13 protein-coding genes are annotated in these 26,704 nt (G+C 32.6%); 9 read left to right on the top strand and 4 right to left on the bottom strand.

All coding sequences use genetic code 11. The annotated features are described in order from the left end of the window. Positions 1–37: 37 nt before the first annotated feature. Positions 38–1,069, bottom strand: a complete 1,032-nt coding sequence (locus AWE51_RS01625; protein ID WP_082832270.1) for a LacI family DNA-binding transcriptional regulator — start codon at positions 1,067–1,069, stop codon at positions 38–40. A 690-nt stretch (positions 1,070–1,759) separates the two neighbouring features. Here AWE51_RS01625 and AWE51_RS01620 point away from each other — a divergent pair. From AWE51_RS01620 to glpK, 9 genes are all read left to right on the top strand, one after another. Continuing rightward, the gene (locus AWE51_RS01620; RefSeq protein WP_066308495.1) at positions 1,760–3,430 is read left to right on the top strand and encodes a glycoside hydrolase family 13 protein; all 1,671 of its coding nucleotides are present in this window, start codon (positions 1,760–1,762) and stop codon (positions 3,428–3,430) included. Positions 3,431–3,719: 289 nt separating this feature from the next. Beyond that, a complete protein-coding gene (locus tag AWE51_RS01615) occupies positions 3,720–6,698 on the top strand; it encodes a SusC/RagA family TonB-linked outer membrane protein (RefSeq protein WP_066308492.1) in 2,979 nt (992 codons plus the stop codon). Between the two features lie 23 nt (positions 6,699–6,721). After that, a complete protein-coding gene (locus tag AWE51_RS01610; RefSeq protein ID WP_066308487.1) occupies positions 6,722–8,209 on the top strand; it encodes a RagB/SusD family nutrient uptake outer membrane protein in 1,488 nt (495 codons plus the stop codon). A gap of 97 nt (positions 8,210–8,306) precedes the next feature. Then, positions 8,307–11,624 carry a VCBS repeat-containing protein gene (locus AWE51_RS01605; RefSeq protein WP_099098756.1) on the top strand — a complete coding sequence of 1,106 codons (3,318 nt, stop codon included), beginning with the start codon at positions 8,307–8,309 and terminating at the stop codon, positions 11,622–11,624. Further along, a complete protein-coding gene (locus AWE51_RS01600) occupies positions 11,617–14,922 on the top strand; it encodes a VCBS repeat-containing protein (protein WP_066308485.1) in 3,306 nt (1,101 codons plus the stop codon). The genes AWE51_RS01605 and AWE51_RS01600 overlap by 8 nt, the downstream gene beginning before the upstream one ends. Positions 14,923–14,997: 75 nt before the next feature. After that, positions 14,998–18,270 (top strand): VCBS repeat-containing protein, encoded by a 3,273-nt coding sequence (locus tag AWE51_RS01595; RefSeq protein ID WP_066308482.1) that lies wholly within the window; start codon positions 14,998–15,000, stop codon positions 18,268–18,270. Between the two features lie 34 nt (positions 18,271–18,304). Beyond that, positions 18,305–19,633 carry a vanadium-dependent haloperoxidase gene (locus AWE51_RS01590; protein WP_066308563.1) on the top strand — a complete coding sequence of 443 codons (1,329 nt, stop codon included), beginning with the start codon at positions 18,305–18,307 and terminating at the stop codon, positions 19,631–19,633. 35 nt (positions 19,634–19,668) lie between these two features. Continuing rightward, positions 19,669–20,574: a GyrI-like domain-containing protein gene (locus AWE51_RS01585; RefSeq protein ID WP_066308477.1), complete on the top strand. Its 906-nt coding sequence runs from the start codon at positions 19,669–19,671 to the stop codon at positions 20,572–20,574. 186 nt (positions 20,575–20,760) lie between these two features. Next, positions 20,761–23,940 (top strand): glycerol kinase GlpK, encoded by a 3,180-nt coding sequence (glpK, locus tag AWE51_RS01580; protein ID WP_066308474.1) that lies wholly within the window; start codon positions 20,761–20,763, stop codon positions 23,938–23,940. An 18-nt stretch (positions 23,941–23,958) separates the two neighbouring features. Here the strand turns inward: glpK and AWE51_RS01575 are convergent, their stop codons facing one another. The 3 genes from AWE51_RS01575 to AWE51_RS01565 all read right to left on the bottom strand — a co-directional run bounded on the left by AWE51_RS01575 (position 23,959) and on the right by AWE51_RS01565 (position 26,654). Continuing rightward, positions 23,959–24,849 (bottom strand): phosphatase PAP2 family protein, encoded by an 891-nt coding sequence (locus AWE51_RS01575; protein ID WP_066308473.1) that lies wholly within the window; start codon positions 24,847–24,849, stop codon positions 23,959–23,961. Positions 24,850–25,044: 195 nt separating this feature from the next. Continuing rightward, positions 25,045–25,626 (bottom strand): hypothetical protein, encoded by a 582-nt coding sequence (locus tag AWE51_RS01570; RefSeq protein ID WP_066308470.1) that lies wholly within the window; start codon positions 25,624–25,626, stop codon positions 25,045–25,047. 443 nt (positions 25,627–26,069) lie between these two features. Further along, positions 26,070–26,654 (bottom strand): hypothetical protein, encoded by a 585-nt coding sequence (locus AWE51_RS01565; RefSeq protein ID WP_066308468.1) that lies wholly within the window; start codon positions 26,652–26,654, stop codon positions 26,070–26,072. Positions 26,655–26,704 lie beyond the last annotated feature (50 nt).

The following is a 26,704-nucleotide window of genomic DNA, read 5'->3' as shown; positions in this document are numbered from 1 at the left end:
TAAGTGTAACTCAGTTTTATATATCAGTAATCATTGTTCAAGTACTGTCTCTTAGGATTAAGTTAGTTGCAAGTTTTACTACTCTTTTATGATGTTTCACATCACTGGGTTCGTTTAATTGATCAATTAATAATGCTGCGGCTTTTTGACCCATCTCAAAAGTAGGTTGAGCGATACAAGTCATAGAAGGAACAAATACTGCGCCTAGTCCAAGATCTCCAAAGCCAATTACAGAGACTTCTTCGGGGATTTTTCGACCAGATCTAAGAAGTGTTTTCATGGCGAGTAGGCCATAATTGTCTGTACAAGCAAAAACTGCATCAGGTTTTATTTTTTGATTTTTAAAAAAGTTTTGTATTTCCATGTCTTCTAGATCTCGATCTAATGAGGCACAGTGCATAACTAATTCGTCATATATAGTTACGTTGTATTGCTTCATAGCTTCCAGAAAACCTTTGTATCGATCTTGAAATACTTTTTTTTCGATTATACCGCCAATAAAAGCAATTCTCTTTTTTCCTTTTTTAATAAGATATTCAACGGCATTAAACGAAGCTTTATCGTCATCTATAAGGATATGATCTGCTCCTGGTACTTCTTCTCTAATATTGTCAAATAATACCACAGGTATGCCTTTGCGTGTAATATTTCTAATATGAGCAAACATCTCTGTTTCATGAGTAGGAGAGAGAATAATTCCATCAACTAATCCACGTTCAAAAGCAATAAGATTGTCCCTTTCAAATTCAAACGAATTTCTTGAAGAGCTAATTAATATTTTATAATTATGTTCTCTTGCATATTCATCAATTCCTCTACATACCTCTATAAAAAATGGTTCATCATATCTAGGTATTATAACCCCAATGATGTTGGTTTTTCCCGAACTTAGACTTTTTGCGATCTGATTAGGCATATAACCCATTGCCTTGGCAGTTTTGAAAACTTTTTCTCTAGTGCTTTCTTTTACCCTAGGGCTTTCGTCTAAAGCTCTTGAAACTGTAGCAATAGAAATATTAAGATGTCTAGCGATATCTTCAAGTTTCACCCTCCTTTTTTTAAAAGTCATTAGAATTTAGTTAAAAAATTGTTATTAAAACATCATTTTCAGTAAATATATAATAATACAAACGTTTGTATTTTTTTAAGTGAAAGGATTGCTATTCATATATCTGAATAGTTTAGTAATTTGTAATAAACATATTTGATTTTTAGGCAATTCGCATACGCTATTGCTTAAAATTTTGAAAAATGTAATAAAAAAACCTCCCCAAAATACTTAGGTTTAATATATATAGCTGTGCTAATTTAGAATAAAAAAAGCAATGCTTAACAGGGTTTAGGAAATTTTGATGCTGTGTGATAAAGAGTAATAATGTTAATTTTTAAAGACATTACATATAAGTCAATCTTTACAAAATCTATACTCAATTGCTTTTTTAATACAATTTTGATATTGTAGTGTAAATGTTATTTTTTATGTAAAATATTGATTATTAGTTTTTTATTGTGTAGTTGTTGAGAATTTTTATAGATGTATATATAATGTAAAGAGGATTAAGTCGACGATTGTATATAAATATCGCTATATTTTTGTCAATGAATAGCTTGTTTAGTTAGTGATTTTTTAAAAATTTAACACTATTTGTGATTTAATAGGCTTGAATTAGTGTTATGCAGATAAAGTAAGGTTAAAATCATACAGTGCAGTATGCTAGATATAAAATAAATTATTGTTTAAAAATTAATTGATTGTTGAGTGAATTTTTCTTGGTTTAAAAAAGGGACTATCTACCAAATTTATCCCAGAAGTTTTAATGATAGTAATAATGATGGTATTGGTGATATACGAGGGATTATAGAGAAATTAGACTATTTAGAAAAACTTAATATAGATATTCTTTGGCTGAGCCCGATTTTTAGCTCTCCCAACGATGATAATGGATACGATATTAGTGACTACCGTGCGATAATGCCCGAGTTTGGCTCAATGAGAGATTTTGATGAATTGCTTGAAAAAACTCATAAAAGAGGCATGAAGCTGGTTTTAGATCTGGTAGCCAATCACTGTTCAGATGAGCATAAGTGGTTCGAAGAAGCAAAAAAATCAAAAGATAATCCGTTTAGAGATTATTTTCATTGGAAAAAACCTCTAAGTAATGGAGGGCCTCCAAATAATTGGAAATCGTTTTTTGGTGGAAGCGCATGGGAATTTGATGAAGCATCAGGTGAATACTATTTGCATCTGTTTACAAGAAAACAACCTGATCTTAATTGGGAAAATCCAAAAGTAAGAGAAGAAATATTTAATGCAATGAAGTTTTGGCTGGATAAAGGAGTTGATGGATTTAGAATGGACGTCATCCCATTGATCTCGAAAAGAGATGGATATCCAAATGCACCAGATGTTGGATTTAGAAAGGTAATTGAAGATGTATATGCTAATGGTCCTAAGTTGCATGAGTATTTAAAGGAAATGAGGGAAAAAGTTATTCGACATTATGACGCATTTTCTTTAGCAGAAGGAGTAGGGATTAATCACGATAATGCAGGTTTGTATATTAATAATGATCGAGAAGAACTTGATATGTTGTATCATTTTGATATTCTTGAATGTACTATAGTTAATGGTAAGTTTGAAGAGTCATCACCTTTTGATCTGGTTAATATGAAAAGTATTTTTAAGAAATGGAGAGATGCCGTTCATCAAAAAGGTTGGTTAGCAAATGCTATGGGTAATCATGATTTTGCTAGAATGGTGTCACGATTTGGGAATGATGATAAATATTGGGCAGAATCTGCAAAAATGCTTTTTATAATGCAATCCACCCAAAACGGAACCTTAAATATTTATCAAGGAGATGAAATTGGAATGACCAATATTGTTTTAGAATCTATTAATGAGGTAAGGGATGTGCAGTCTTTAAATTTTTATGAAGAAAATTTAGTGACTCAAAAAATGTCTAAAGAACGAGCTCTAGAATTAATAAATAAAGAAGGAAGAGATAATGCCAGAACACCAATGCAATGGAATGATGAAATTAATGGGGGTTTTTCTATTGTCGAACCTTGGTTAAAAGTAAATCCAAATTACAATAAGATTAATACAGTAACTCAAGAAAATGACCCAAACTCGATACTTAATTTTTATAGAAATGTATTAAACATTCGAAAAAGCAATGACGTATTTGTTTACGGAGATGTGGAAGAGTTGGAGTATGATAATCCAAGTATTTATGCGTATACCAAAACACTAGACGAAATAAGAATACTAGTGATATTAAATTTTAGTGATAACAATTCTAAGTTTACATTGCCTAAGAAATGTACAAATAAAAACATAATAGTAAATAATTACGAGAGCTTAATGTTTGATAATGAAGTTATCAATCTTAAGCCATATCAAGGTTTAATTTTAAAATTCGAATAATAAATGAGAAACAAATATGAATTCAGTAGAAAGTGAAAATAGTTTTTGTTTGTTAGCGTAGAAGTTTTTTATAAAACTTCTCGAAGGTGTGACAAGTGAGGCATCTATTTTTTTTGTAACTTTTTGTTTTTAATTTTGACTTTACAGTTACAAAATGAGTCAAATGTGGTAAAAGACTTAGATGTCTCACTGTTACTAAAAACTAGAATAAACTTTTTATCAATAAACAATAATTAATAAAATAAGTTAAACAACAAATCAATTAAAAATTTAAATCAAACTCTATATTATGAAAAGTATGATACTTAAAAAGCTCATATTCTTATTGGTATTTTTATCGGGGAGTATGTTGTATTCACAGATTACAGTTTCAGGGGTAATATCTGATGGAAGTGGTCCTGTGCCAGGTGTAAATGTTCTAGTACGAGGGACATCTAATGGTTCAGTATCGGATTTTGACGGTAAGTATACCTTAGATAATGTTGCAAGCGATGCAATTTTAGTTTTTAGTTATGTAGGTTTCAAGTCAAAGGAAGTTTCCGTAAATGGGCAAACCACGATTAACGTAACACTAGAAGAAGATGCAGCAGAACTTGAACAAGTGGTTGTAATCGGATATGGTTCTATTCGTGCTAAAGATGCGACAGGAGCTGTAGCCACCGTAAAAGCAAAAGATTTTAATGGGGGTGTGATTTCTTCGCCAGAACAGTTAATACAAGGTAAAACTGCCGGGGTTCAAATTACCCAAACTAGTGGTGAACCTGGAGCAGGTATTAACCTAAGAATTCGAGGTACTTCTTCAGTTCGATCAAATAATAACCCGCTTTATGTTGTAGATGGTTTTCCATTAAATGGTACAGATACTTCTGCGGGAACAGGAGGATCTGATATTGGAGCAGCATCTGCAAAAAACCCACTAAATTTCTTAAATCCAAATGATATTGCTAGTATTGATATCTTAAAAGATGCATCCGCTACCGCAATTTATGGTTCTCGTGGTGCAAATGGTGTAGTAATTATTTCAACTAAAAAAGCAAAAGTTGGAGTTCCATTATTAGAATTCTCCTCTTCTATTTCTACGGGATCGGTTTCCAGAAGAATAGAATTATTAGATAGAGCTGGATACTTAGCAGCTCAAAGTTCATTAGGCGCAGATTTAAGTGTTTTAGATCAAGGAGCAGACACGGATTGGCAAGATGTAATTTTTAGAAATTCTTTTTCATCCAATTATAATGTAGCTTTTGGTGGAGCAGATGAAAAGGGGGGATATCGTTTTTCTGTTGGATATTCTGATCAAGAAGGTGTTGTAGAAAATAGTGGTTTAGAAAGATTTACAGCAAGATTTAATGGAAACTATAGTTTTTTCGACGATAAACTTAAACTTGAAACACAATTAACAGTATCTGATATAGAGGATGAGCGTGCTCCAGTATCTGATAATGCAAATGCTCGTGGAGATTTAATTTCTACTGCATACTATTCAAATCCAACTTTGGCACCTTTTGATGCTAATGGTATACCAACGCTAACGGGATCTGTTGAGCAGATAAATCCAGCGGCACTGTTATTTTATATCACAGATAACACAAATACATTTAGAACATTCGCAAATTTATCTGCAGAATATTCATTTACAGACGAATTATCTTTTAAAACATTAGTAGGTATCGATAAATCTACTTCGACTAGAGCAGGAGCATTTTCTTCTGATTTACCAGTAACTGGTGTTCAGGGTCTTGGTAGAGCACAAATAGACGATTTGGCTGTTACTACGGGATTATGGGAAGCGTATTTCAACTATAATAAAGAAATTGATGAAAGCAATACAATAGATGCTTTATTAGGATATTCATATCAGCGATTTAGAGGAGAAGCAAGAACTACAATTGCAGCAGATTTTAGAACAGCCAATACAGAACTTATGATCAATAATATTGGATCTGCTAGTGCTTTTGGTGCAAACTCTGCGAATGTTGTTGATGAATTGCAATCGTATTTTGGTAGAGTTAATTACTCTCATAAAGGAAAATATTTATTAACAGCTACGGTAAGAGCAGATGGTTCTACACGATTTGGAGATAATAATAAATACGGATATTTCCCTTCTTTTGCAGCAGCATGGAGAATGTCTGATGAAGATTTTATTCCAGAAGTATTTACAGATTTAAAATTAAGAGTAGGATATGGTATTACTGGTAACCAAGAGATTCCTTCTAATCAATATGTAGAAAGAACTCGTTTTGGTGTTGGTGCTATTGATAATAACGGATTATTTACTCCTGGAGGAGAAGGAGGAGTTGCATTTAATAATCCTGATTTACAGTGGGAAGAAACTTCTCAGTTTAACTTAGGTTTAGATTTTGGATTCCTGAATGGTAGGATTAATGGACAAGTAGATTTTTATCGTAAAGTGACTTCTGATTTATTAATTCAAGTAACTAGTGCTCAGCCGGCGGTTAATCCTTTTGTATTTAGAAATTTAGATGCCGATGTAATTAACCAAGGTGTTGAATTTTTAATTAACGCTACTGTTTTAGAATCAGAAAACTTCTTTTGGGATTCTTCATTTAATATAGCATATAATAAAAACGAAGTTCAGAACTATACAGAAGCTCCATTAAATACAGGTGCTATTGATGGTCCTGGGTTAACAGGAGCATTTGCACAACAAATTGCAGATGGTCAACCGTTATATGCTTACTTTTTAAGAGAGTTTACAGGTTTTGATGCAAATGGTATTGCTCAATATGTTGGTGGAGTTGATAACCAGAAATTTACAGGCGATAGTCCATTGCCAGACTTTACGTTAGGTTTTTCTAATAGTTTTAAATATAAAGATTTTGATTTAACTTTATTTTTAACTGGGCAATTCGGGCATAAAATATATAATAACAATGCCAATGCGTTATTTACAGTAGCAAATTTATCTCAAGGAAGAAATGTATCTACAGATGCTGCTGCTTTGATAGGTACAGAAGATCCATTTAATGCAGGTGATGTTTCTACAAGGTTCTTAGAGAATGGTTCATTCTTAAGACTACAAGATGTGACTTTAGGGTATAATTTTGATGTAGCTAATTCTAAGCTATTTAATTCATTAAGACTATTTATGAATGCCCAAAACTTATTTGTAATTACAGATTATAGTGGGCAAGATCCAGAAGTATCTGTAAATAAACAGATTAACGGGGTTCCATCTATCGGGATTGATTATACAGCCTTTCCAAGAGCTAGGACCTTTACATTAGGATTAAACGTAGCTTTTTAGTAAATTATAAAAAAAACACAAAAATGAAAAATTTAAATTTTAAGATCGGCGTACGGTACGTTTTTGGAGCTTTACTAGTATTGGGAGGAGCTGCGTGTACTGATTTAGAGCCAACATTTGATGATTCTGTGCCAGCAGAAGATAGTTCTGGTGCATTTGCTGGAATTGATGCAGGTAATTTTTTAGAATCTGCATATAATGATATTGAAGGAATGGGAGATCAGGCTAATACCTATGCACTTCTTGAAGTGTCTTCAGATGAATTAGCTGTGGTTACTAGAGGAGCAGACTGGGGAGATAATGGTATTTGGAGAACAATGCATCAGCATGCATGGACACCAACACATGCACATATACTTACCGCTTGGAATAATCGTAATGCTGCCGTATTTAGATGTAATCAGATTATAGCGCCAGAATCTAACGCTACACCAGCTCAATTGGCACAAGCAAAGACTTTACGGGCATTAAATATGTTCTATGTAATGGACTTCTTTGGTCAGGTACCTTTTAGAGGAGTAAATGAAGGTGTTGATGTAAACCCAATGGTAATGAGTAGAGCAGAGGCTTTTGATTTTATTGTTCAAGACCTTACAGAAGCATTACCAGATTTAGAAGATGCCGATTTAACAGATATATATACTGTAAATAAAGCTTTTGCTAATTTCTTATTAGCAAAAGTATATCTTAATAAAGCTGTATATACAGGTAGTGCAGATGCTGCTGATTATACAAAAGTTGTTGAGTTTTGTGATGCTGTAACTGCTCAAGGATATACGCTTGATGCTGATTATTTTGGTATTTTCTTACCAGGACATGCAAATCAAGAGATTGTTTTGGCTTTAGATACAGGTACAGGTAATAGAGTTTGGAATATCTTGCACCCTTTTCAAGGAGGATGGAATGGGTTTGTTACATTAGGTGAAGTTTATGATTCATTCGATAGTGCAGATATTCGTTTAGGAGATCCTGGTACTGCTGGGGTTGGAACAGGAATGTTAATCGGTCAACAATTTGCTCCAGATGGAACAGCCTTAAATGATAGAGGAGGAAATCCTTTAGTGTTTACAAAAGATTTCCCTACAGGAATTAGCGGGAATAATGAACGTACAGGTGTAAGACCAATGAAGTATACAAACAAGAATGCTGATGGTAATCCTGATCCTCAAAACGGTAGTGTATTAGCAAGATATGCTGATGTTGTATTAATGAAAGCTGAAGCAATCATGAGAGGTGGTACTTCTGCTGAAACAGCAGAAAGTATTATAGATGGTTTAAGAACACTTAGAGGCGTTACTGCCGCAGGAAGTTACACTATGGATGAACTTTTGTTAGAACGTCGTAGAGAGTTATGGATCGAAGGATGGAGACGTAACGATCAAATACGTTTTGGAACATTTAATACAACTTGGGATATGAAAACAAATACTGAAGATTTCAGAAACTTATTCCCAATCCCAGCTGCTGCTGTAGCTACAAATCCAAACTTAGATCAAAATCCTGGGTATTAATTAATATCCTGATTTATAATAAAATGTATTTAGAATGGAGCCCTTCTGTCATAGAAGGGCTCTATTCATAGTAATTTTAATTGATAAAAAATAACTCTTGAATCTTACTTTCAGAAATATTAGTATCTCACTGCTTACCTTTTTTCTTTTTATATCATGTGAGGTAGAAAAGGAATCACATCTTTTTAATGTGTTGTCAAGTAACCGTACGGGTATTTCATTTAGTAACACATTAATAAATACTCCTGAGCTTAATATTTTAACATACCTCTATTATTATAATGGAGCCGGAGTAGCAGTTGCAGATTTTAATAATGATGGTTTAGAAGATTTGTACTTTGTGGCCAATCAAAACGAAAATCAGTTATATATTAATCAAGGAGGTTTTAAGTTTAAAAAAGTCCAGTCTGAGATCTTAAAAGACAATCAAAGTTGGTCTACTGGAGTTACAGTAGTTGATATTAATCAGGATGGTTTACAAGATCTTTACGTATGTAAAGTTGCTAACTATAAAAATATAAGAGGAAAAAACAAGCTTTTTGTAAATCAAGGTGTGGATGAGATGGGTATTCCCATTTTTAAAGAAGAAGCATCTTTATACAATTTAGATGTTTCGAGCTTTGCGACACAAGCAAGTTTTTTTGACTATGATTTAGATGGAGATTTGGACATGTATTTGTTAAATCATTCTGTTCATCCTAATCGTACATACGGAAGAGGTTCAAAAAGAAAACAGATTGATCCGTTTTCAGGAGATCGATTGTATGAAAATAATAATGGAGTCTTTCAGGATATTTCTAAAGAGGCTGGTATTTTTCAAGGAGCGATAGGTTATGGGTTAGGTATTGCAACAAGTGATGTTAATGGTGATATGTATCCTGATATTTATGTTTGTAATGATTTTTTTGAAAACGATTATTTATATATCAATCAAAAGGATGGAACATTTAAAGAAGTAATCTCTTCTGATCAAAAAAAAATTCAACATACTTCACACTTTTCAATGGGTGTTGATATGGCAGATTTTAATAATGATGGTTTAGTCGATATATTATCTTTAGATATGTTGCCAGAGGATTTATCCACATATAAATCTTCAGGTACAGAATATGGCTTTTCTACCTATAATCAGTATTTAAAAAACGGATACCGAGCTCAGTTTATGCAAAATGCATTACAGCTTAATAGGGGTAACGGTGATTTTAGCGAAATAGCTTTTTATTCTGGGATAGCAGCAACAGAATGGAGTTGGACGCCCCTACTTGCAGATTTTGACAATGATGGTTATAAAGATGTATTTATTTCTAATGGTATTAAAGGAGCAACAAATGACATGGATTTTATAAGTTTTATCGCAAATGAGAATATTCAGAAGCGAATAAGTAAAGGAATGACCAAAGAAGATTTAGCTCTTATAAAAGAAATACCCAATAAGAAAACGGTTAACTATTTCTATAAAAATAATAAAGACTTGACCTTTGATAATGTTTCAGATTCTTGGTCAGAAACTATTCCGTCATACAGTAATGGGGCAGTCTATGTTGATTTGGATAATGATGGTGATTTGGATATTGTGACAAATAATATAGATGAGAAAGCATTTGTGTATGAAAACCAATCAGATCAGTTTACCCAAGAAAATAACTACATAAAAATTAAATTAAAGGGCACTAAAAGTAATCCAAATGCTATAGGAGCTAAGATTTTTGTCTATACTAATGATGCCATGCAAATGTCCGAAGTTTTTACTACAAGAGGATATCTTTCATCAGTTTCTTTGATACCTCATTTTGGCTTAGGAAACTCGACTATACTAGATTCTGTACAGGTGTATTGGCCTGATAAAAAAATAACAACTCTTAAAAATATTGAGGCAAATAAACTAGTAACCATTGATAGACAAGGGGCTAAAACTATTAAATCTAAAGTAAACTCAGCGGTTTTCTTTAAAAATGATACGATAAATATAAAGTTCAAGCATCAAGATTTTGAAACCAAAGATTTTGATGTAGAACCTTTGATACCTTATACAAATTCTAATGAGGGTCCCCATCTTTCTGTAGTAGATGTTAATAATGATGGATTAGATGATGTTTTTATTCCTGGAGGAAGATTTAAAGCGGCTACCCTTTCTATACAACAAGAAAACGGAAATTTTAAAAAGAGTGAGCAAAGTGATTTTGATTTGGATAAACGTTTTGAGGATGTAGACCAATGTTTTTTAGATATAGACAATGATGGAGATCTAGATGTAATTTCCATTTATGGAGGTAACGAAAAATTAGAAAATTATCAAAGCGCACCGAGTTTGTATATCAATGAAAAAGGGGTTTTTAAAAAGAAAATAGGAACCTTTGCAGATAAAATTAATGCATCTACAATAGTAAGTTCTGATATTGATGGGGATAAAAATATAGATGTTTTTATAGGTAGCGCTAGTGTGCCCAACAAATACGAAGTGGTACCAAAGAATTATCTTTTTAAAAATGATGGAAAAGGTAATTTTAAAGATGTAACTTCTGATCTTGCTCCTCAATTAAGTTCGATAGGTCACGTTTATGACGCTCAATTTATAGATATGAATGGAGATCATTATGAAGATTTGGTATTAGCAGGTCACTATATGCCCATTACGATACTATTTAATGATGGGAAAGGACATTTTAAACAAGAAGAAATTCTGTCTTTAAAAAATACAAATGGATGGTGGAATACTATTAAAGTTCATGATATGGATAACGATGGTGATCTGGATATTGTTGCTGGTAATTGGGGATTAAATAGCCGATTAAAAGCCACAGTAAAAGAACCTATTAAATTATACCTTGCCGATTTTGATGATAATGGTAAAATAGACCCTATTGCTACATATTATTATAAAGGAAAAGAAACTTCTATTGCTACCAAAGATGAATTGGTAAAACAAATTCCACAATTAAACAAAAAGTACTTAAGTTACGGCGCATTCGCTGATGCAGACTTTAAGGATTACTTCTCATCCTCTAAAATTAACAAAGCCAAGAAAAAAGAAGTCTATACATTAGGCACTACTTATTTTGAGAATATAGGGAATCTTAATTTTACAACTCATATACTACCCTGGGAAACTCAGATATCATCAGTACATGATATTTTTATTAATGACATTAATGATGATCAATACCCAGATATAATTTTTGCAGGAAATACATATGAGATCAGTACTCAATTAAGTAGATTAGATGCGTCTTACGGAGTTGTACTACTTAATGATAAAGCAGGAGGTTTTCAAAGCCATAAAGAAGCGAACCTAAGTGTTAAAGGAGCCGTAAGATCAGTAAAGAGTATTAAAATAAAAAACGAAGAATTTTTGATGTTTACTTTAAATAATGATAGCCTTCAGGTTGTCAAAAAAATGAAATATACTGATGAATAAATTTATATATCATTGTATTGTTCTTGTGATGTTGGTCTCTTGTGTCAAAGAACAATCAAAGGAAGAAATTGTAACTCCAAAAAATACATTATTTACGAAGGTATCTTCAGAAAGTACAAATATCGATTTTATAAATCAAGTGCATAATGAAAAGGACTTCAATATTTTTAAATATAGAAACTTTTATAACGGTGGTGGTGTTGCTATAGGTGATATTAACAATGATGGATTGCCTGATGTATATCTTACTGCAAACCGAAAGGAGAATAAATTATATCTTAATAAAGGCGATTTTAAATTTGAGGATATTACGACATCGGCAAATATAAAAGGGAAAAATGCATGGTCTACAGGTGTGGTAATGGTAGATATTAACGCCGATGGGTTATTAGATATTTACGTATGTAATGCAGGTAATGTAGAAGGTGATGATCAAAAAAATGAATTATTTATTAATAATGGTGATTTAACATTTACAGAAAAAGCAGCACAATATAATCTAGCCGATAGTGGATTTACAACACATGCTGCTTTTTTTGATTATGATCTTGATGGGGATCTCGATGTCTACCTTTTAAACAATAGTTTTATACCAGTAAGTAGTCTGGGATATGTAAACAAACGAGATGTAAGAGCCAAAGATTGGAATATTCCTGAGATTTTAAAAGGAGGAGGTGATAAACTCCTAAGAAATGATAAAGGTGTTTTTACAGATGTTAGTGAGGCAGCAGGAATATACGGAAGTCTAATTGGTTTTGGTTTAGGGGTAACAGTAGGTGACGTAAATAAAGATCTACTACCTGATATTTATGTGTCTAATGATTTCTATGAAAGAGATTATTTATATATCAATAAAGGTGACGGGACATTTAATGAAGAAATAAAAAAATGGATGTCACATTTAAGTATTTCATCAATGGGAGCCGATATGGCAGATATTAACAATGACGGTCTACCAGAGATTTTTGTAACTGATATGCTTCCAGAAGATGATAAGAGACTCAAAGAAACAAGTGCTTTTGAAAGTTATGATGTATATACCCTGAAAAAAAGCCGAGATTTTTATAATCAATATATGCAAAACTCATTACAACTAAATAATGGGGATAATACATTTTCAGAAATAGCTTTTTACAGCGGAGTAGCAAAAACAGATTGGAGTTGGGGCGCCCTGTTATTTGATATGGATAATGATGGGTATAGAGATATTTATGTAAGCAATGGTATTTATCACGATCTCACAAATCAAGATTTTATGAACTTTTTTGCCAATACTATTATACAAAAAATGACTTTAACAGGTAAAAAAGAAGAAGTAGATTCGATTATTAACAAAATGCCATCTACCCCAATTCCCAACTACGCTTTTAAAAATAATGGGGACCTTACATTTTCTAATCAGACAATAGATTGGGGCTTTGAAGAACCTACATTTTCTAACGGCTCTGCTTATGGGGATTTGGATAATGATGGAGATTTAGATCTGATCGTAAACAATTTTAATATGCCCGTTGGAGTCTATCAAAACCATAGCGAACAAAAAAAGAACGCGTACTTAAAAGTAAAAATTAAAGGAGCAGATCAAAATACATTTGGTATCGGAAGTATTGTTGAGGTTTTTTCTCAAAATAAAATCTTTAGACAAGAATTAATTCCTTCAAGAGGTTTTCAATCGTCTATCGAATATACCATGACGATAGGACTTGGTACTATCAATACAATAGATTCTTTACAAGTGATATTTCCAAATCGAAAAACCCTTGTAAAAAAAGATGTACAACTAAATTCACTACTCACGTTAGATCAAAAAGACGCTACTCAAGAGTATATTTTTCCTGAAACAGGAAAAGGCAAGTATTTTGAACCCGTAAAGCAAGAACTCCTTACTCATAAAGAAGATGCTTATGTTGACTTTGATTTTGAAGGTTTGCTATATAAAATGCAATCCAGAGAAGGGCCAGCAATGGCAATAGGTGATGTTAATAATGATGGAAATGATGATGTATATATTGGTGGCGCATATGGACAAGTAGGAAAAGTCTATTTACAAAGTCATGATGGTAAATTAAAACCTACAAAATTCGAGACTGAAGATTTTTTCGAGGATACAGTTGCCGTTTTTGAAGATATTGATGGAGATAAAGATTTAGACCTTATTATTGGTTCTGGAGGTAATTTTAAAGGAGCTCGAACTGGTGTTAGAAGTTATGTAAATGATGGAAAAGGTATTTTTTCAAGAGGTAGTATTATACTTCCAACACAAACAAATATTGCAGCTCTAGCCTCTAATGATTACGATCAAGATGGAGATATAGATATTTTTGTTGGAAGTCAAAGTGTTATTGGAATGTACGGAGTTTCCCCAAACAGTTATCTTTTAGAAAACGATGGTAAAGGTAACTTTAGAGATGTTACTAAAAATAAGGCTACAGCGATTGGTACTATAGGTATGATAACAGATGCTATATGGCAAGATATAGATAATGATAAAATAAAAGATTTAATTGTGGTGGGAGAGTGGATGTCTCCTAAAGTTTTTAAGAATACTAAAGAAAAATTAATCAGTTTTAACACAAATTTGGATAGTATTTCTGGTTGGTTTAATACCCTCGAAGCTAAAGATCTTGATAAAGATGGTGATATTGATATAATACTAGGAAATCGAGGCCTTAATGCAATGTATCAGGCTGATAATGAAAACCCTGTAAAGATGTATATTCATGATTTTGATAGTAATGGAACCATAGAACAAATTTTTACACAAACAATCGATGGTAGAGATATTCCGATACACTTAAGAAATGAACTAACAGGGCAAATCAATGTTTTGAAAAAACAAAATTTAAAATTTTCAGAATATGCAACCAAAGCAATAGATGAATTGTTTTCTCCAGAAGTATTACAAAACGCTACTGTTAAAAGTGTGAACAATTTTGCTAGTCTTATCGCTTATAATGATGGGCAAGGTAATTTCGAAATTAAAACACTACCAGATGAAGTGCAAATATCCTGTATTTGCGATATAGAAACAGAGGATTTAAATAATGATGGAGTTTTGGATCTTATTGTAGCAGGTAACAATTATAGCTTTAAACCACAATTCTCAAGGTTAGATGCAAGTACAGGTAATATTCTACTAAGTACCAGTAATGGAGAGTATATAGATCAAAAAGCTTCCGGTTTTTTTGTTGAAGGTGAGGTTAAAGAATTACATTGGTTGAAAAATAAATCTGGAGAGAAGTACTTGATTTCAGGAATTAATAACAAAACTCCTAAGATTTTTAAATTAAAAAAATAGAAATTGTTTGTCTAAACCCCGAAGGTTTTCAAAACCTTCGGGGTTGAATAAACCGAAAAGGTAGAATACAAAAGAATGATTAAATATAAGATCATAATAATTTTAGGGATTATACTTTTTTGTAGTTGTACTCAACAAAAATTACAACAAGGAGAAGTATTCCATAAGATGTCTTCTGAAATCACAAAAGTTGGATTTCAGAATACTTTGATTCCTACAGAAGAACTTAATATTCTGGATTATTTATATTTCTATAATGGTGCTGGAGTTGCTGTTGGAGATGTTAATAACGATGGACTGGTAGATGTTTTTTTTACATCAAATCAGGGCAAAAATAAACTTTACCTCAATACAGGAGATTTTCAATTTAAAGATGCAACAGAACAGGCAGGTATTTCTGGAACTTCAGATTGGAATACTGGAGCAGTGATGGCAGATGTAAACGGAGATGGTTTTCTTGATATTTATGTTTGTGCAGTAGTCGGACTTCGTGGTCTGAAAGGTAAAAATGAACTTTTCATTAATAATAAAAACGGAAGATTTTCTGAGAAAGCAGCAGAATACGGATTAGATTTTCAAAACTATAGCACTTCAGCAAGCTTTTTTGATTATGATAACGATGGCGATTTAGATATGTATTTACTAAACCATGCAGTTCATACTCAAAATTCATATGGAAAAGCCGCGTTACGTAATAAAAGAAGTGATGAAAGTGGTGATAAATTACTTCGTAATGATGGATCAATATTTACAGATGTAAGCGAAGCTTCTGGTATTTATAGTGGAGGGAATGGATATGGACTTGGGGTGGCTACAGCGGATTTTAACAATGATGGATTTACAGATATTTATGTAAGTAATGATTTTCATGAAGATGATTATTACTATATCAATAATGGAAATGGGACTTTTACAGAAAGATTAAAAGAAAAATTTGGACATACTAGTCGCTTTTCTATGGGAAGTGATATTGCAGATATTAATCATGATGGATATCAAGATATCCTAACTTTGGATATGACCCCAGATGATGAGGCGGTTCTTAAGGCATCGGCGGGAGATGAAACTGTAGATATGTTAGCAATACGAATTAATAGATTGGGATATCACTATCAATATTCTAGAAATATGCTTCAAATCAATAAAGAAGGAGAATTTTTTACCGAAACAGCATTACTTAGTGGTCTTTCTGCTACAGATTGGAGTTGGTCTGCGTTGTTTGCCGATTATAACCAAGATGCAGAACAAGATGTTTTTATCTCAAATGGTATTCCTAAACGACCTAATAATTTAGATTATATTAAATATATTTCCGATACAAAAATCAAAGAACAACTTCATAATACAAAGTTAGTAGATAATAAAGCTCTTGATATGATGCCATCTGGAGTTGTACAGAATTATATTTTCCAGGGGAACCAAAACATTCGTTTTGCAGATCAGTCGAAAAAATGGTTGCCAAAAGAGGAATTGGCCAGTACCGGAAGTGCATATGCAGATTTTGATAATGATGGGGATTTGGATCTAGTTACAAACAATATCAATGCTCCGGTGACTTTTTATCGCAATCAAATAGATGGTACAAATAAATTCTTAAAACTAAAACTTAATTTTAAAGAGAAAAATAAATTTGGGATAGGAACTAAAGTAATATCCTATCACAATGGTATTGTGCAACATAGGCAATTATATGCCACAAAAGGGTTTCAGTCGTCATCAGAACCAATTGTACATTTTGGATATGGAAATGTTGAGGTAGTAGATTCATTAAAAATTATATGGCCAGATCATACCATACAAGTGGCAGAAAATATAAAAACCAATCAGACCTTACAGATAAAAGTATTGCATAAAAGAGATGCTGTAAATTATACCAAGATCTTTTCTAAACCTGATAAAACTTGGTTTAGAAAATTAGATAGTATTCCCGGGTTACAATATGTACATAAAGAAAATAGCTATGTTGATTTTAATAGACAAAAACTGATACCCTATAGAATTTCTGATCGTGGTCCCGCTACAGCAATTGGGGATCTTAATGGGGATGGTATGGATGATGTTTTCTTTGGAAGTTCAAAAAATAACCCATCTCAGCTATTTTTTCAAACAAAAACAGGCTTTCAACAGCAATTTCTGGATTTTTTAGATGCCGACAAAAAGAAAGAAGATGTAACTGCTATTATCGAAGATTTTAATGCGGATCAAAAAAATGACCTTTTAATAGCTTCATCAGGAGGAGAGTTTTTCGGAAAATCTAAAGAATTAATTGATAGATTATACCTTAAATCAAACTCAGGATTTGAGAAAAGTCAGTTTCCAGAATTATTTGAACACGAATCGATTATAAAACCCAACGATATAGATAAAGATGGCGACTTAGACATCTTCGTAGGAGGGTATGTAGTATCTAACGATTTTGGAAAAATCCCAAATTCATATATACTCATAAATGATAAGGGAAATTTTAGTGTAAAAGAAAATAAAGCACTACAACAAATAGGAATGGTAACAGATGCTATTTGGAGTGATTTTACAAACGATGGAGTCAAAGATTTAATTATTATCGGAGAATGGATGTCTCCTCGTTTTTTTGAAAATAAAAACGGTGATTTAAAAGATGTAACAACGACACTTTATAAAGAAAAACTAAATGGTTTATGGCAGTCGTTACAAGAATTTGATATAGATAAAGACGGTGATTTAGATTATGTACTTGGTAATTTTGGTTTGAATACAAAATTTAAAGCATCTCAGGATTTTCCGCTACGTTTGTATTATTCTGATTTTGATAATAATCAAAAAACAGAGACTATTCTAGCGCTGCCAAAAGACGGAAAGTATTATACAGCCTTAGGGTTGGATGAGTTATCAGGACAATTAAACTTTTTAAGAAAGAAATTTACTAGCTATAAGACATTTGCAGGTCTTACAATAGAGAATGTATTCGGAAAAGAAACCTTAAATAAAGCTACTTTGTTAGAAGTGCATCAGTTAGCTTCGGGATATTTAAGGAATGATAATGGCACTTTCGTATTTATACCATTTAAGGAAGAATTACAAGTAGCACCAATCACGCGAATGCTTCGACATGATTTTAATGGGGATGGAAATGAAGAAATATTTATGGCAGGCAATTATTTTGGAGTCATTCCCTACCATGGCAAATTTGATGGATTCGGAGGAGCTTTATTGCGTACAAATGATGAAATTATTGATGGAACTGTACTAAATGTTAATCTGTCTCAAAAATCGATTAGAGGATTAAATATTATTAATTTTGATACTAAAGACTATTTGCTAATTACCATACACAATGAAAAAGCAGAAATTTATGAAATTCTCAAATAAAGTAAACACTAGCATTTTTTTGAAGAGAATACATATGAAATGTATAGGACTCTTCGCTATTTTTATATGTTTTGCATCATGTCAAAATCAGAATCAAGAAATTAATATTACGGCTAGTGATTATCATGCCGCAGTCGATAAAGTTACTGAAGTTATGGTACATGATATTTTTTCACCTCCAGTAGCTAGTAGAATATATAATTATGCCAATATTGCTGCCTACGAAGTAATCTGTCAAGAAGAAAATGAATACAATTCATTACAAAGCCAATTACATGGTCTAAATTCTATCCCAAAGGCTGGTGATGGTAAACAAATAAATTATGCTATGGCATCACTAATAGCGTACCTGGAAATAGGAAAGAATCTTATTTTTTCTGAGGATAAAATAAACGTATATCAAGATAGTTTATATGCATCATGGCAAACCAAAAATAAAACCGTTTTTCAAGATTCAAGAGCATATGGAAATCAAGTCGCCGAACATATAAAAAGCTGGTATTCTAGTGATAATTATGCCCAGACTAGAACGATGCCTAAATTCTCTGTTAATACAGAAGATCCTTCAAGATGGCAACCTACACCACCTGATTATATGGATGGGATAGAGCCACATTGGTCAAAAATAAGGCCTTCGATTATAGACTCTTCGGCACAATTTAAACCAGCAAGATATCCTGACTTTTCTTTAGAAAAAGAATCTGCATTTTATAAAGAGCTTTTAGAAACTTATGAGGTGGGTGAGACAATCAAAAAGGAAGGAGAAGAATCAGAAAAACTCGAAATTGCGCAATTTTGGGATTGTAACCCTTATGTTTCTACACATAAAGGACATCTAATGTTTGCAACAAAAAAAATAACACCAGGAGCACATTGGATTGGTATATGTAAGATTGCTTGTGAAAAAACTAATGCAGATTTCTCAAAAACTGTTTTTGCATATACTAAGACTTCAATAGCAATTGCAGATGCATTTATTAGTTGCTGGGATGAAAAATACAGAAGTAATTTAATACGTCCAGAGACACTAATAAATCAGCATATTGATGAAAATTGGGAGCCTGTTTTGCAAACTCCACCTTTTCCAGAATATACAAGCGGGCATTCAGTAGTTTCAGGAGCAGCTTCGACAGTATTAACGTCTATTTTCGGGGATAATTTCGAATTTAATGATGATACCGAATTGCAATATGGTTTACCAATACGCTCGTTTAATTCATTTAATCAAGCCGCAGACGAAGCGGCAATTAGTCGATTGTACGGAGGGATTCATTATCGAGCAGCGATAGATCTTGGATTAGATCAAGGTCGCTCATTAGGAAGTTTTGTGGTTAAAAAACTTCAAATGAAAAAAAGTAACTAACCTGATATATCATGAGACTGATAAGCTAGTAGTATATGAAAAAAATAATTGCTATAATTTCAATTCTATTTTTAGGATTAACAATATGGTATTTGGGTATAAAAGAGTATGATTACCAAATTACATTTAAAGTAACAACGAGCCCGGCAAGTTTATACTATGAAGTAAAAGGATTAAAATTATGGGGTAAGAATGAAAAAAAAGAAAATGTAACATTACGAGAAGCAATCGAATTTAACCACGTTAACCAGGAAATTAATAAACAAAACGAGAGCTTTATTTTAGATTGGAATTTTAAGAAAGTAAATGATACCATCACTAAAGTGGTAGTTGGTGTAATGTCAAAAGAACATAGCATTAATAATCGGTTAAAGGTAATTACTGGATCTTCAACATTAATAAATGGGGTTAGGGATGAGATGATTCAATTTCGAAAGATTTTTCTCGATTTTTCAAAAAAATATAAAGTTGAGATTAATGGAGAACAGGAAATTCCGGGAATGGAATATGTATATATTCAAATGAAATCAAAACGATCAGATAAGGCGCAAGTTATGATCAATAATAATGATTTTCTTTACCCAAAAATAATCGAAAATAACTTAAAAAGAGGAGGATATCCATTAGTTAAAGTAAATAAATGGGATGATAAAAGTGATCGTATTACGTTTGAATTTGGATTTCCGATACTACATCAAGATACGATACCAGAGTTGAATGGTCTAAAGTATAAACATACTTCTTCTCAAAAAGTTTTAAAAGCAACATATTACGGTAACTATAGAAATAGTGATCAGGCATGGTTTAAACTCTTAGAATATGCCAAAAATCATAATATAAAAGTTGAACGATCTCCACTAGAGATTTTTTATAACAATCCAATGCAAGGAGGTAATGAACTTGATTGGAAAACAGAAATATTCTTGCCAATTAAAGATTGAAAGGTTTAAATATCAATGTTTTATTGAATTTTTCATAAAAGTAGCATAGAATAGCATATAAAATATAGTTTTTAATTGGAGATTACTATAATACTTCTGATATTTGTAAGACTTCAGTCTTTGTTATAAAGAATTTATTTAAAATTCAATTTCAAAATTGATCTGGAATCACAAATACTCAAAAATATGGCTAAAAAGTATATCATAGCATTCGATCAAGGTACAACCAGCACCAGAGCAATTATTTTCAATAATTTAGGGGAAATTTGTGGAATAGCTCAAAAAGAGCTTACACAACATTATCCTAAATCGGGATGGGTTGAACATGATCCGCTTGAGATTTTAGCACATCAACAACAAGTTTTTAGTGAAGTACTTGAAAAATCAGATATATCAATAGAGGAAATAGCAAGTATTGGAATAACAAATCAGCGAGAAACTACTGTGGTATGGGATAAAAACACAGGAGAACCAATTTATAATGCCATAGTTTGGTTAGATAAAAGAACTACAAAAATTTGTGAAAGCCTCAAATCTCAAGGATTAAACGATTATGTGTCTGAAAATACAGGATTAGTCATTGACTCCTATTTTTCAGGAACTAAACTAAAGTGGATACTGGATAATGTAGAAGGAGCGAGAGAAAAAGCAATTAATGGAGATTTGTTATTTGGCACTATTGATACTTGGCTGATTTGGAAATTCACAAACGGTACTAAACACGTTACAGATCACTCCAATGCTTCCAGAACAATGCTCTATAATATTATCAACCTAGAATGGGATGATAAGTTACTAGCTGCAATGAATATTCCTACCTCTATGTTACCAACAGTACAATATTCTTCTTCTGATTTTGGAGCTATCCATTACAAAGGTTATGATATTCCTATTTATGGTGTTGCAGGAGATCAACAGGCATCATTATTTGGTCAAGGAGGATACAAGTCCGGAATAGCTAAGAACACATATGGCACCGGATGTTTTATGTTACTTAATACAGGAAAAAAACCGTATAATTCTAAAAATGGATTATTAACAACCTTGTGTTGTAGTTTGCCAGAAGATAACATTAAGTATGCTTTAGAAGGAAGTATTTTTGTAGGTGGGGCCTCTATACAGTGGCTTAGAGATAAACTTCAGGTTATAGAGAATAGCTCAGAGACAGAAGATATATGTAATACGACTACTACAGCAGATGATTTATATGTTGTACCCGCTTTTGCAGGTTTAGGTGCTCCACATTGGGATATGGAGGCAAAAGGAGCTATTTACGGACTAACATTAGATTCTGGTAAAAATGAAATTATAAAGGCCACAGTAGAAGCTTTAGCATATCAAACACGAGATGTTCTTGAGGCTATGGTTGAAGATAGTGGTAAACAAATGAAAGAGCTTAAAGTAGACGGAGGAGCTTCTGCTAATAATTATTTAATGCAATTTCAGTCTGATATTCTTAATGTGGCGGTTGATCGCCCCAAAATGTTAGAGGTGACTGCTCTGGGTGCAGCATTTTTAGCAGGTATTAAAGCAGGTATATGGACCAAAAAAGACATTGCAAAAATTAGGGCTGTAGATACTGTTTTTGTTCCTAAAATTAAAGAGTATGAACGAAGTAGAAAGTATATAGGCTGGCAACAAGCAGTTGCACGTACAAAAACTGCAAATAAAAATATGCTTGCAGTAAAAGAAGAAGGACCTATTCGTTTTTCGGTTCTGGATCGCCAAATGCAGCTGCGTAAGACTAAAAATGAAAAATATGACCTTGTTATTATAGGAGGAGGAGTAACAGGGGCAGGTATAGCCTTAGATGCAGCTTCTCGAGGGTTGAAAGTATGTTTGGTAGAAAAAAATGACTTTGCTTCAGGAACAAGTAATAAGTCTACAAAGCTAATTCATGGTGGATTGCGGTATTTGAAACAAATGGAGATTGGCTTGGTAAAAGAATCGGGTAGTGAACGGGCTGCAGTACATAAACTAGCACCTCATCTTGTAGTACCAGAGAAAATGCTATTGCCTCTTGTTGAAGGAGGAACGTATGGAAAGTTTATGGCTTCTGTAGGGTTAAAAGTCTATGATTTTTTAGCGAATGTAGAAGGAGATGATAAACGTAAGATGCTTACTGCCGATGAAACGCTGGAAAAAGAACCCTTGCTTAGCGCAGAAGGCCTTACAGGAGGTGGATATTATGCAGAATATAGAACAGATGACGCTAGACTTACGGTAGAATTATTAAAAAAAGCTGCTTCCTTTGGTGCAAATAGTATCAATTATTGTGAAATGATAGCTTTTAATTATGATGAGAAAGGAAAAATTAAGAGTTTACAATGTATAGATCATAATAGTAAGAAAAGTTTTGTAATTAAATCAAGAAATTATGTTTCGGCAGCAGGTCCATGGGTAGATCTTTTAAGAGAAAAAGATCATTCTATGAATAATAAATACCTACACCTGACTAAAGGTGTACATTTGGTTTTTTCAAGAGAACGTTTTCCGCTTACACAATCTATTTATTTTGATGTTCCCGACGGTAGAATGATTTTTGCAATTCCTAGAGGTCGAGCAACATATGTGGGTACAACAGATACTAATTATAATGCGAATCTTAATCGAGTCGTGGCGACAGAAGAAGATGCGACATACCTTTTAAAAGCAGTTAATCATATGTTCCCTAGTTTAAACCTTACTCAAGACGATATAGAGTCTAATTGGGCTGGACTTAGGCCTTTAATTCATGAAGAAGGGAAAGATCCATCAGAGCTTTCTAGAAAAGATGAGATTTTTGTGTCAGAAACAGGGCTGATTTCAATTGCTGGAGGTAAACTAACAGGATACAGAAAAATGGCGCAACGTGTTATTGACACAGTTCTTAAAACCATGAGTAGTAAAAAGAGAGAAGCTTTCTCTAAATCTTCTACCCATCAAATTCAACTCACAAGTCATCCACTTAAGAATCTTAGCGAAGTAGACACATATATGAACGAAGTTACACAACGCCTTAAAGCGCTAAATATCCAAGATTCGGATTATGGATGGTATTTGGTTTCGACATATGGGAAACAAACAGATATTATTCTAGATAAGGTAAATTATTTCTTAAATGAATCTGTTGAAGATAGACTCATAAGAGCAGAAGTATGGTATAGTGTACATCATGAAATGGCGAATGGATTAGCCGATTTCTTTGTGAGAAGAACTGGTAGACTTTATTTTGATATCAATAGTGTGCATGATTATAGATCTATAGTTGAGGAAGATCTTGTAAAATACCTTAACTGGGACGAAATACGCCTTAAAGCAGAAAATAAATATCTGGATTTATTATTGCAAGATGCTGCTACGTATTACGAAAAAGAGTTCTCATAGGTGTACAAATAGTGATGTTTAAAATCTACCAACTAGGCCAACTCTACCGGCACCAAGTCTTAGATTCCATCTAATTTTATGTTTCTTATCACCAGAAACATAACGCTCGTCTTTCTTTAAGTAGTTGTCTATACTATCAACGACAACAATGCTTATTGCAACACCTAATACAACATCTGTTAACCAATGTGCTTCTTCCCATAAACGAGATACTGGAGAAAGTAATCCAACGGCATATAGTCCTCCTTTAATGTAGGGGCTTTTAAACTGTTTGGATAAAGCATAGGCTGTAGTAAACGAAAGAATTGCATGTCCAGAAGGAAAAGAGTGGTACCCTGCTTCACTAGACCAAAAACGAAAACTTACATTACCTTCTCCTTCAAGAGGGCGTGCTCGACCCACTATGGTTTTACTTGCTGTCTGCAGTAGGCCTCCTGCTGTGGCAGAAGCTATTAAAAGTACTCCTGTTTTTCTAATTTTTTCATTTTTTGTGATTAACCCAAGAGCATAGACACTAGTAGTTAATCCATAATTAACTAAGGGTTTTCCAAATCGAAAGGCTACTTCCTTTACACCACTTGGTATTTCATCTCCTTGTTCTGTAAAATATTCATTTGCAGGTTCATCTGCGGCTAATAAAATACCTGTACCTGCTAGTATCCCTCCAAAGGTGAACCAATCTTTACTTTTCCAGGTTAACGGTCTTAAATATGTGTTTTTTACACCTCCAAATGCCGATGCTCCATCATACTTGATCATTTGCCACCTGGTCATTTTGGTTTTTTTAGTATTGGTGGTATCTGTTGTATTTATATTAGATTCTTGAAGAACAGCGCTATTTTGAGCATATGTAAAAGAAGTTATAAATAACAATAGTAGGCTCGTAATTAGGGGTTTAATGCTTGTCATAGATAAAATTTGGTAAACAAAAATAATAACTTATTCATAATAAACACTATATCTATATAAGTTATCACAAAAAGTCCGAATCTTAAGGTTCGGACTTTTAATTTAATGAGTTCTAAAATAATCAATTCATTATTATTTCTCCAGATAGTCTAAATTGATTGTCTTAAAAAAATTGTCTAACCTAATTTTTAGCATTTAATATACCCAACCAGTGACTCCTTCATATCTGTATCCGGCATTAATTCCTTCAGCATAATTTTTGGTGTATAAATGATCAGAATTTGCAACACCATAAAAACGGTGTAATTTTTTTCTGCCATTACCTGGTTTTTTATGTATCAATACATAGTTTCTACCACTTACATCTCTCCAGCCTTTTCCTTTTAAATCAAGAAATTCACCAACTCCGGATCCTATTACAAAATCTTTACGTTGGGGATGTAGCATAAAAAACAATACATTAAATTCATTGCTGTTAACGCTGTTTACATTTGTAGTAACAGGAGTCGAAAAAGAAACGCCTTCGCTGCTACCGATCCCGATACCATTTCCACTTCTAGTTTTATAAGTATGCATAGTTTGAGATCCGCCACTATAGTATCGATAGACATTTTCTCGCCTTAAACTTGATTTTCCAGTTGTTTCATTAGAATTTAGATCAGCATCTTTGACTATTTGCTCTGCTGGTATTGTACTTTCTTCTACTTCACATGATATAAATACTATACTTATTAAAAATGAAGTAAAAATCGAGAATAAAAATTTGTTGGTTTTCATTGTTTTAGAGTTTTAAGAGTTATTGAATAAATTTATCTGGAGTGTATTTTATTAATGATTTCTCACGTATTGTTGGGTATCATGTTTTACTATTCTTTTGTGTTAGTTAGTTTTTAGTATTTGATTTATAGGAGTTTACTCTTATGAATATAGTGGATTTATATAGAAACACATAAATAATGATTCCTCATATTGTTTAAAATGATGAATAAATAAAGGGGGTGATTATTTACCTATTAATGGGTAATAGGTCTTGTTGAAAAAGAGATATGAAAATAGTAGGTTGTTTAAAAATATTACAGGAACAGGCTTTCAAAAAACAAAACCCAAATTATACAATTTGGGTTTTGATATGAACATTCTTGACATATTAATTAATTATCTATTCCCCAGTAAATTAATTTAATAATGTAAAGATTGTTCTTCTGATTATTATTTGATTCTTAAAAGACCCAGCCAACGGTTCCTTCATATTTTAAACCTGCATTAACTCCTTCGGTGTAATTTTTAGTAAACAAATGATCAGAGTTTTTGGTATCATAAAAACGATAGAGTTTTTTTGCTCCATTCCCTGATCCTTTTTGTATCAAAATATATTTGTAGGTTACATTTTTCCAACCTTGACGACGTAAATTCCAGAATTCAGATGAACTTGTTGTTAATATAAAGTCTTTTTGTTGGGGGTGTAAAAGAAACCATAAGAAGTTGTATTTGTTTCGATCTACTCCAGATGAAGACGCTGAGGTGGGAATTGTAAATGCAATTCCTTCTCTACGCCCAATAGCAGATCCTGTTCCACTTTGCGTTCTGTATGTATGTAAAGAAGAACTCCCGCCTTGATAATATCTATAGACTTTTTCATTTGTAAATCCAGCAGCTTTACCGGTTATTTTTGTATCTGGAGTGATTTCAGTTTGATTACTGTTTTGATCTGGATTAGCCTCTTGTTCATCTTTTTCACAAGAAGTAAAAGAAAATGTGATAGTGAATAGTAATATTGCAAATGATGAAAGAAAAGTATTTTTCATAAGATTAAGAAATAAAGATTTGTGAACTGATTTGTTTGAAACCTCAAAGC

Source organism: Aquimarina aggregata, from assembly GCF_001632745.1.
Lineage (GTDB): Bacteria > Bacteroidota > Bacteroidia > Flavobacteriales > Flavobacteriaceae > Aquimarina > Aquimarina aggregata.
This window is presented reverse-complemented; position numbering and strand designations above follow the sequence as displayed.

Excerpts from the sequence above, each read along its gene's own strand:
- AWE51_RS01585 (WP_066308477.1), top strand. The coding sequence starts at position 19,669 with ATGAAAAAAATAATTGCTATAATTTCAATTCTATTTTTAGGATTAACA.
- AWE51_RS01615 (WP_066308492.1), top strand. The coding sequence starts at position 3,720 with ATGAAAAGTATGATACTTAAAAAGCTCATATTCTTATTGGTATTTTTA.
- AWE51_RS01600 (WP_066308485.1), top strand. The coding sequence starts at position 11,617 with ATGAATAAATTTATATATCATTGTATTGTTCTTGTGATGTTGGTCTCT.
- AWE51_RS01590 (WP_066308563.1), top strand. The coding sequence starts at position 18,305 with ATGAAATGTATAGGACTCTTCGCTATTTTTATATGTTTTGCATCATGT.
- glpK (WP_066308474.1), top strand. The coding sequence starts at position 20,761 with ATGGCTAAAAAGTATATCATAGCATTCGATCAAGGTACAACCAGCACC.
- AWE51_RS01565 (WP_066308468.1), bottom strand. The coding sequence starts at position 26,654 with ATGAAAAATACTTTTCTTTCATCATTTGCAATATTACTATTCACTATC.
- AWE51_RS01570 (WP_066308470.1), bottom strand. The coding sequence starts at position 25,626 with ATGAAAACCAACAAATTTTTATTCTCGATTTTTACTTCATTTTTAATA.
- AWE51_RS01610 (WP_066308487.1), top strand. The coding sequence starts at position 6,722 with ATGAAAAATTTAAATTTTAAGATCGGCGTACGGTACGTTTTTGGAGCT.
- AWE51_RS01595 (WP_066308482.1), top strand. The coding sequence starts at position 14,998 with ATGATTAAATATAAGATCATAATAATTTTAGGGATTATACTTTTTTGT.
- AWE51_RS01575 (WP_066308473.1), bottom strand. The coding sequence starts at position 24,849 with ATGACAAGCATTAAACCCCTAATTACGAGCCTACTATTGTTATTTATA.
- AWE51_RS01625 (WP_082832270.1), bottom strand. The coding sequence starts at position 1,069 with ATGACTTTTAAAAAAAGGAGGGTGAAACTTGAAGATATCGCTAGACAT.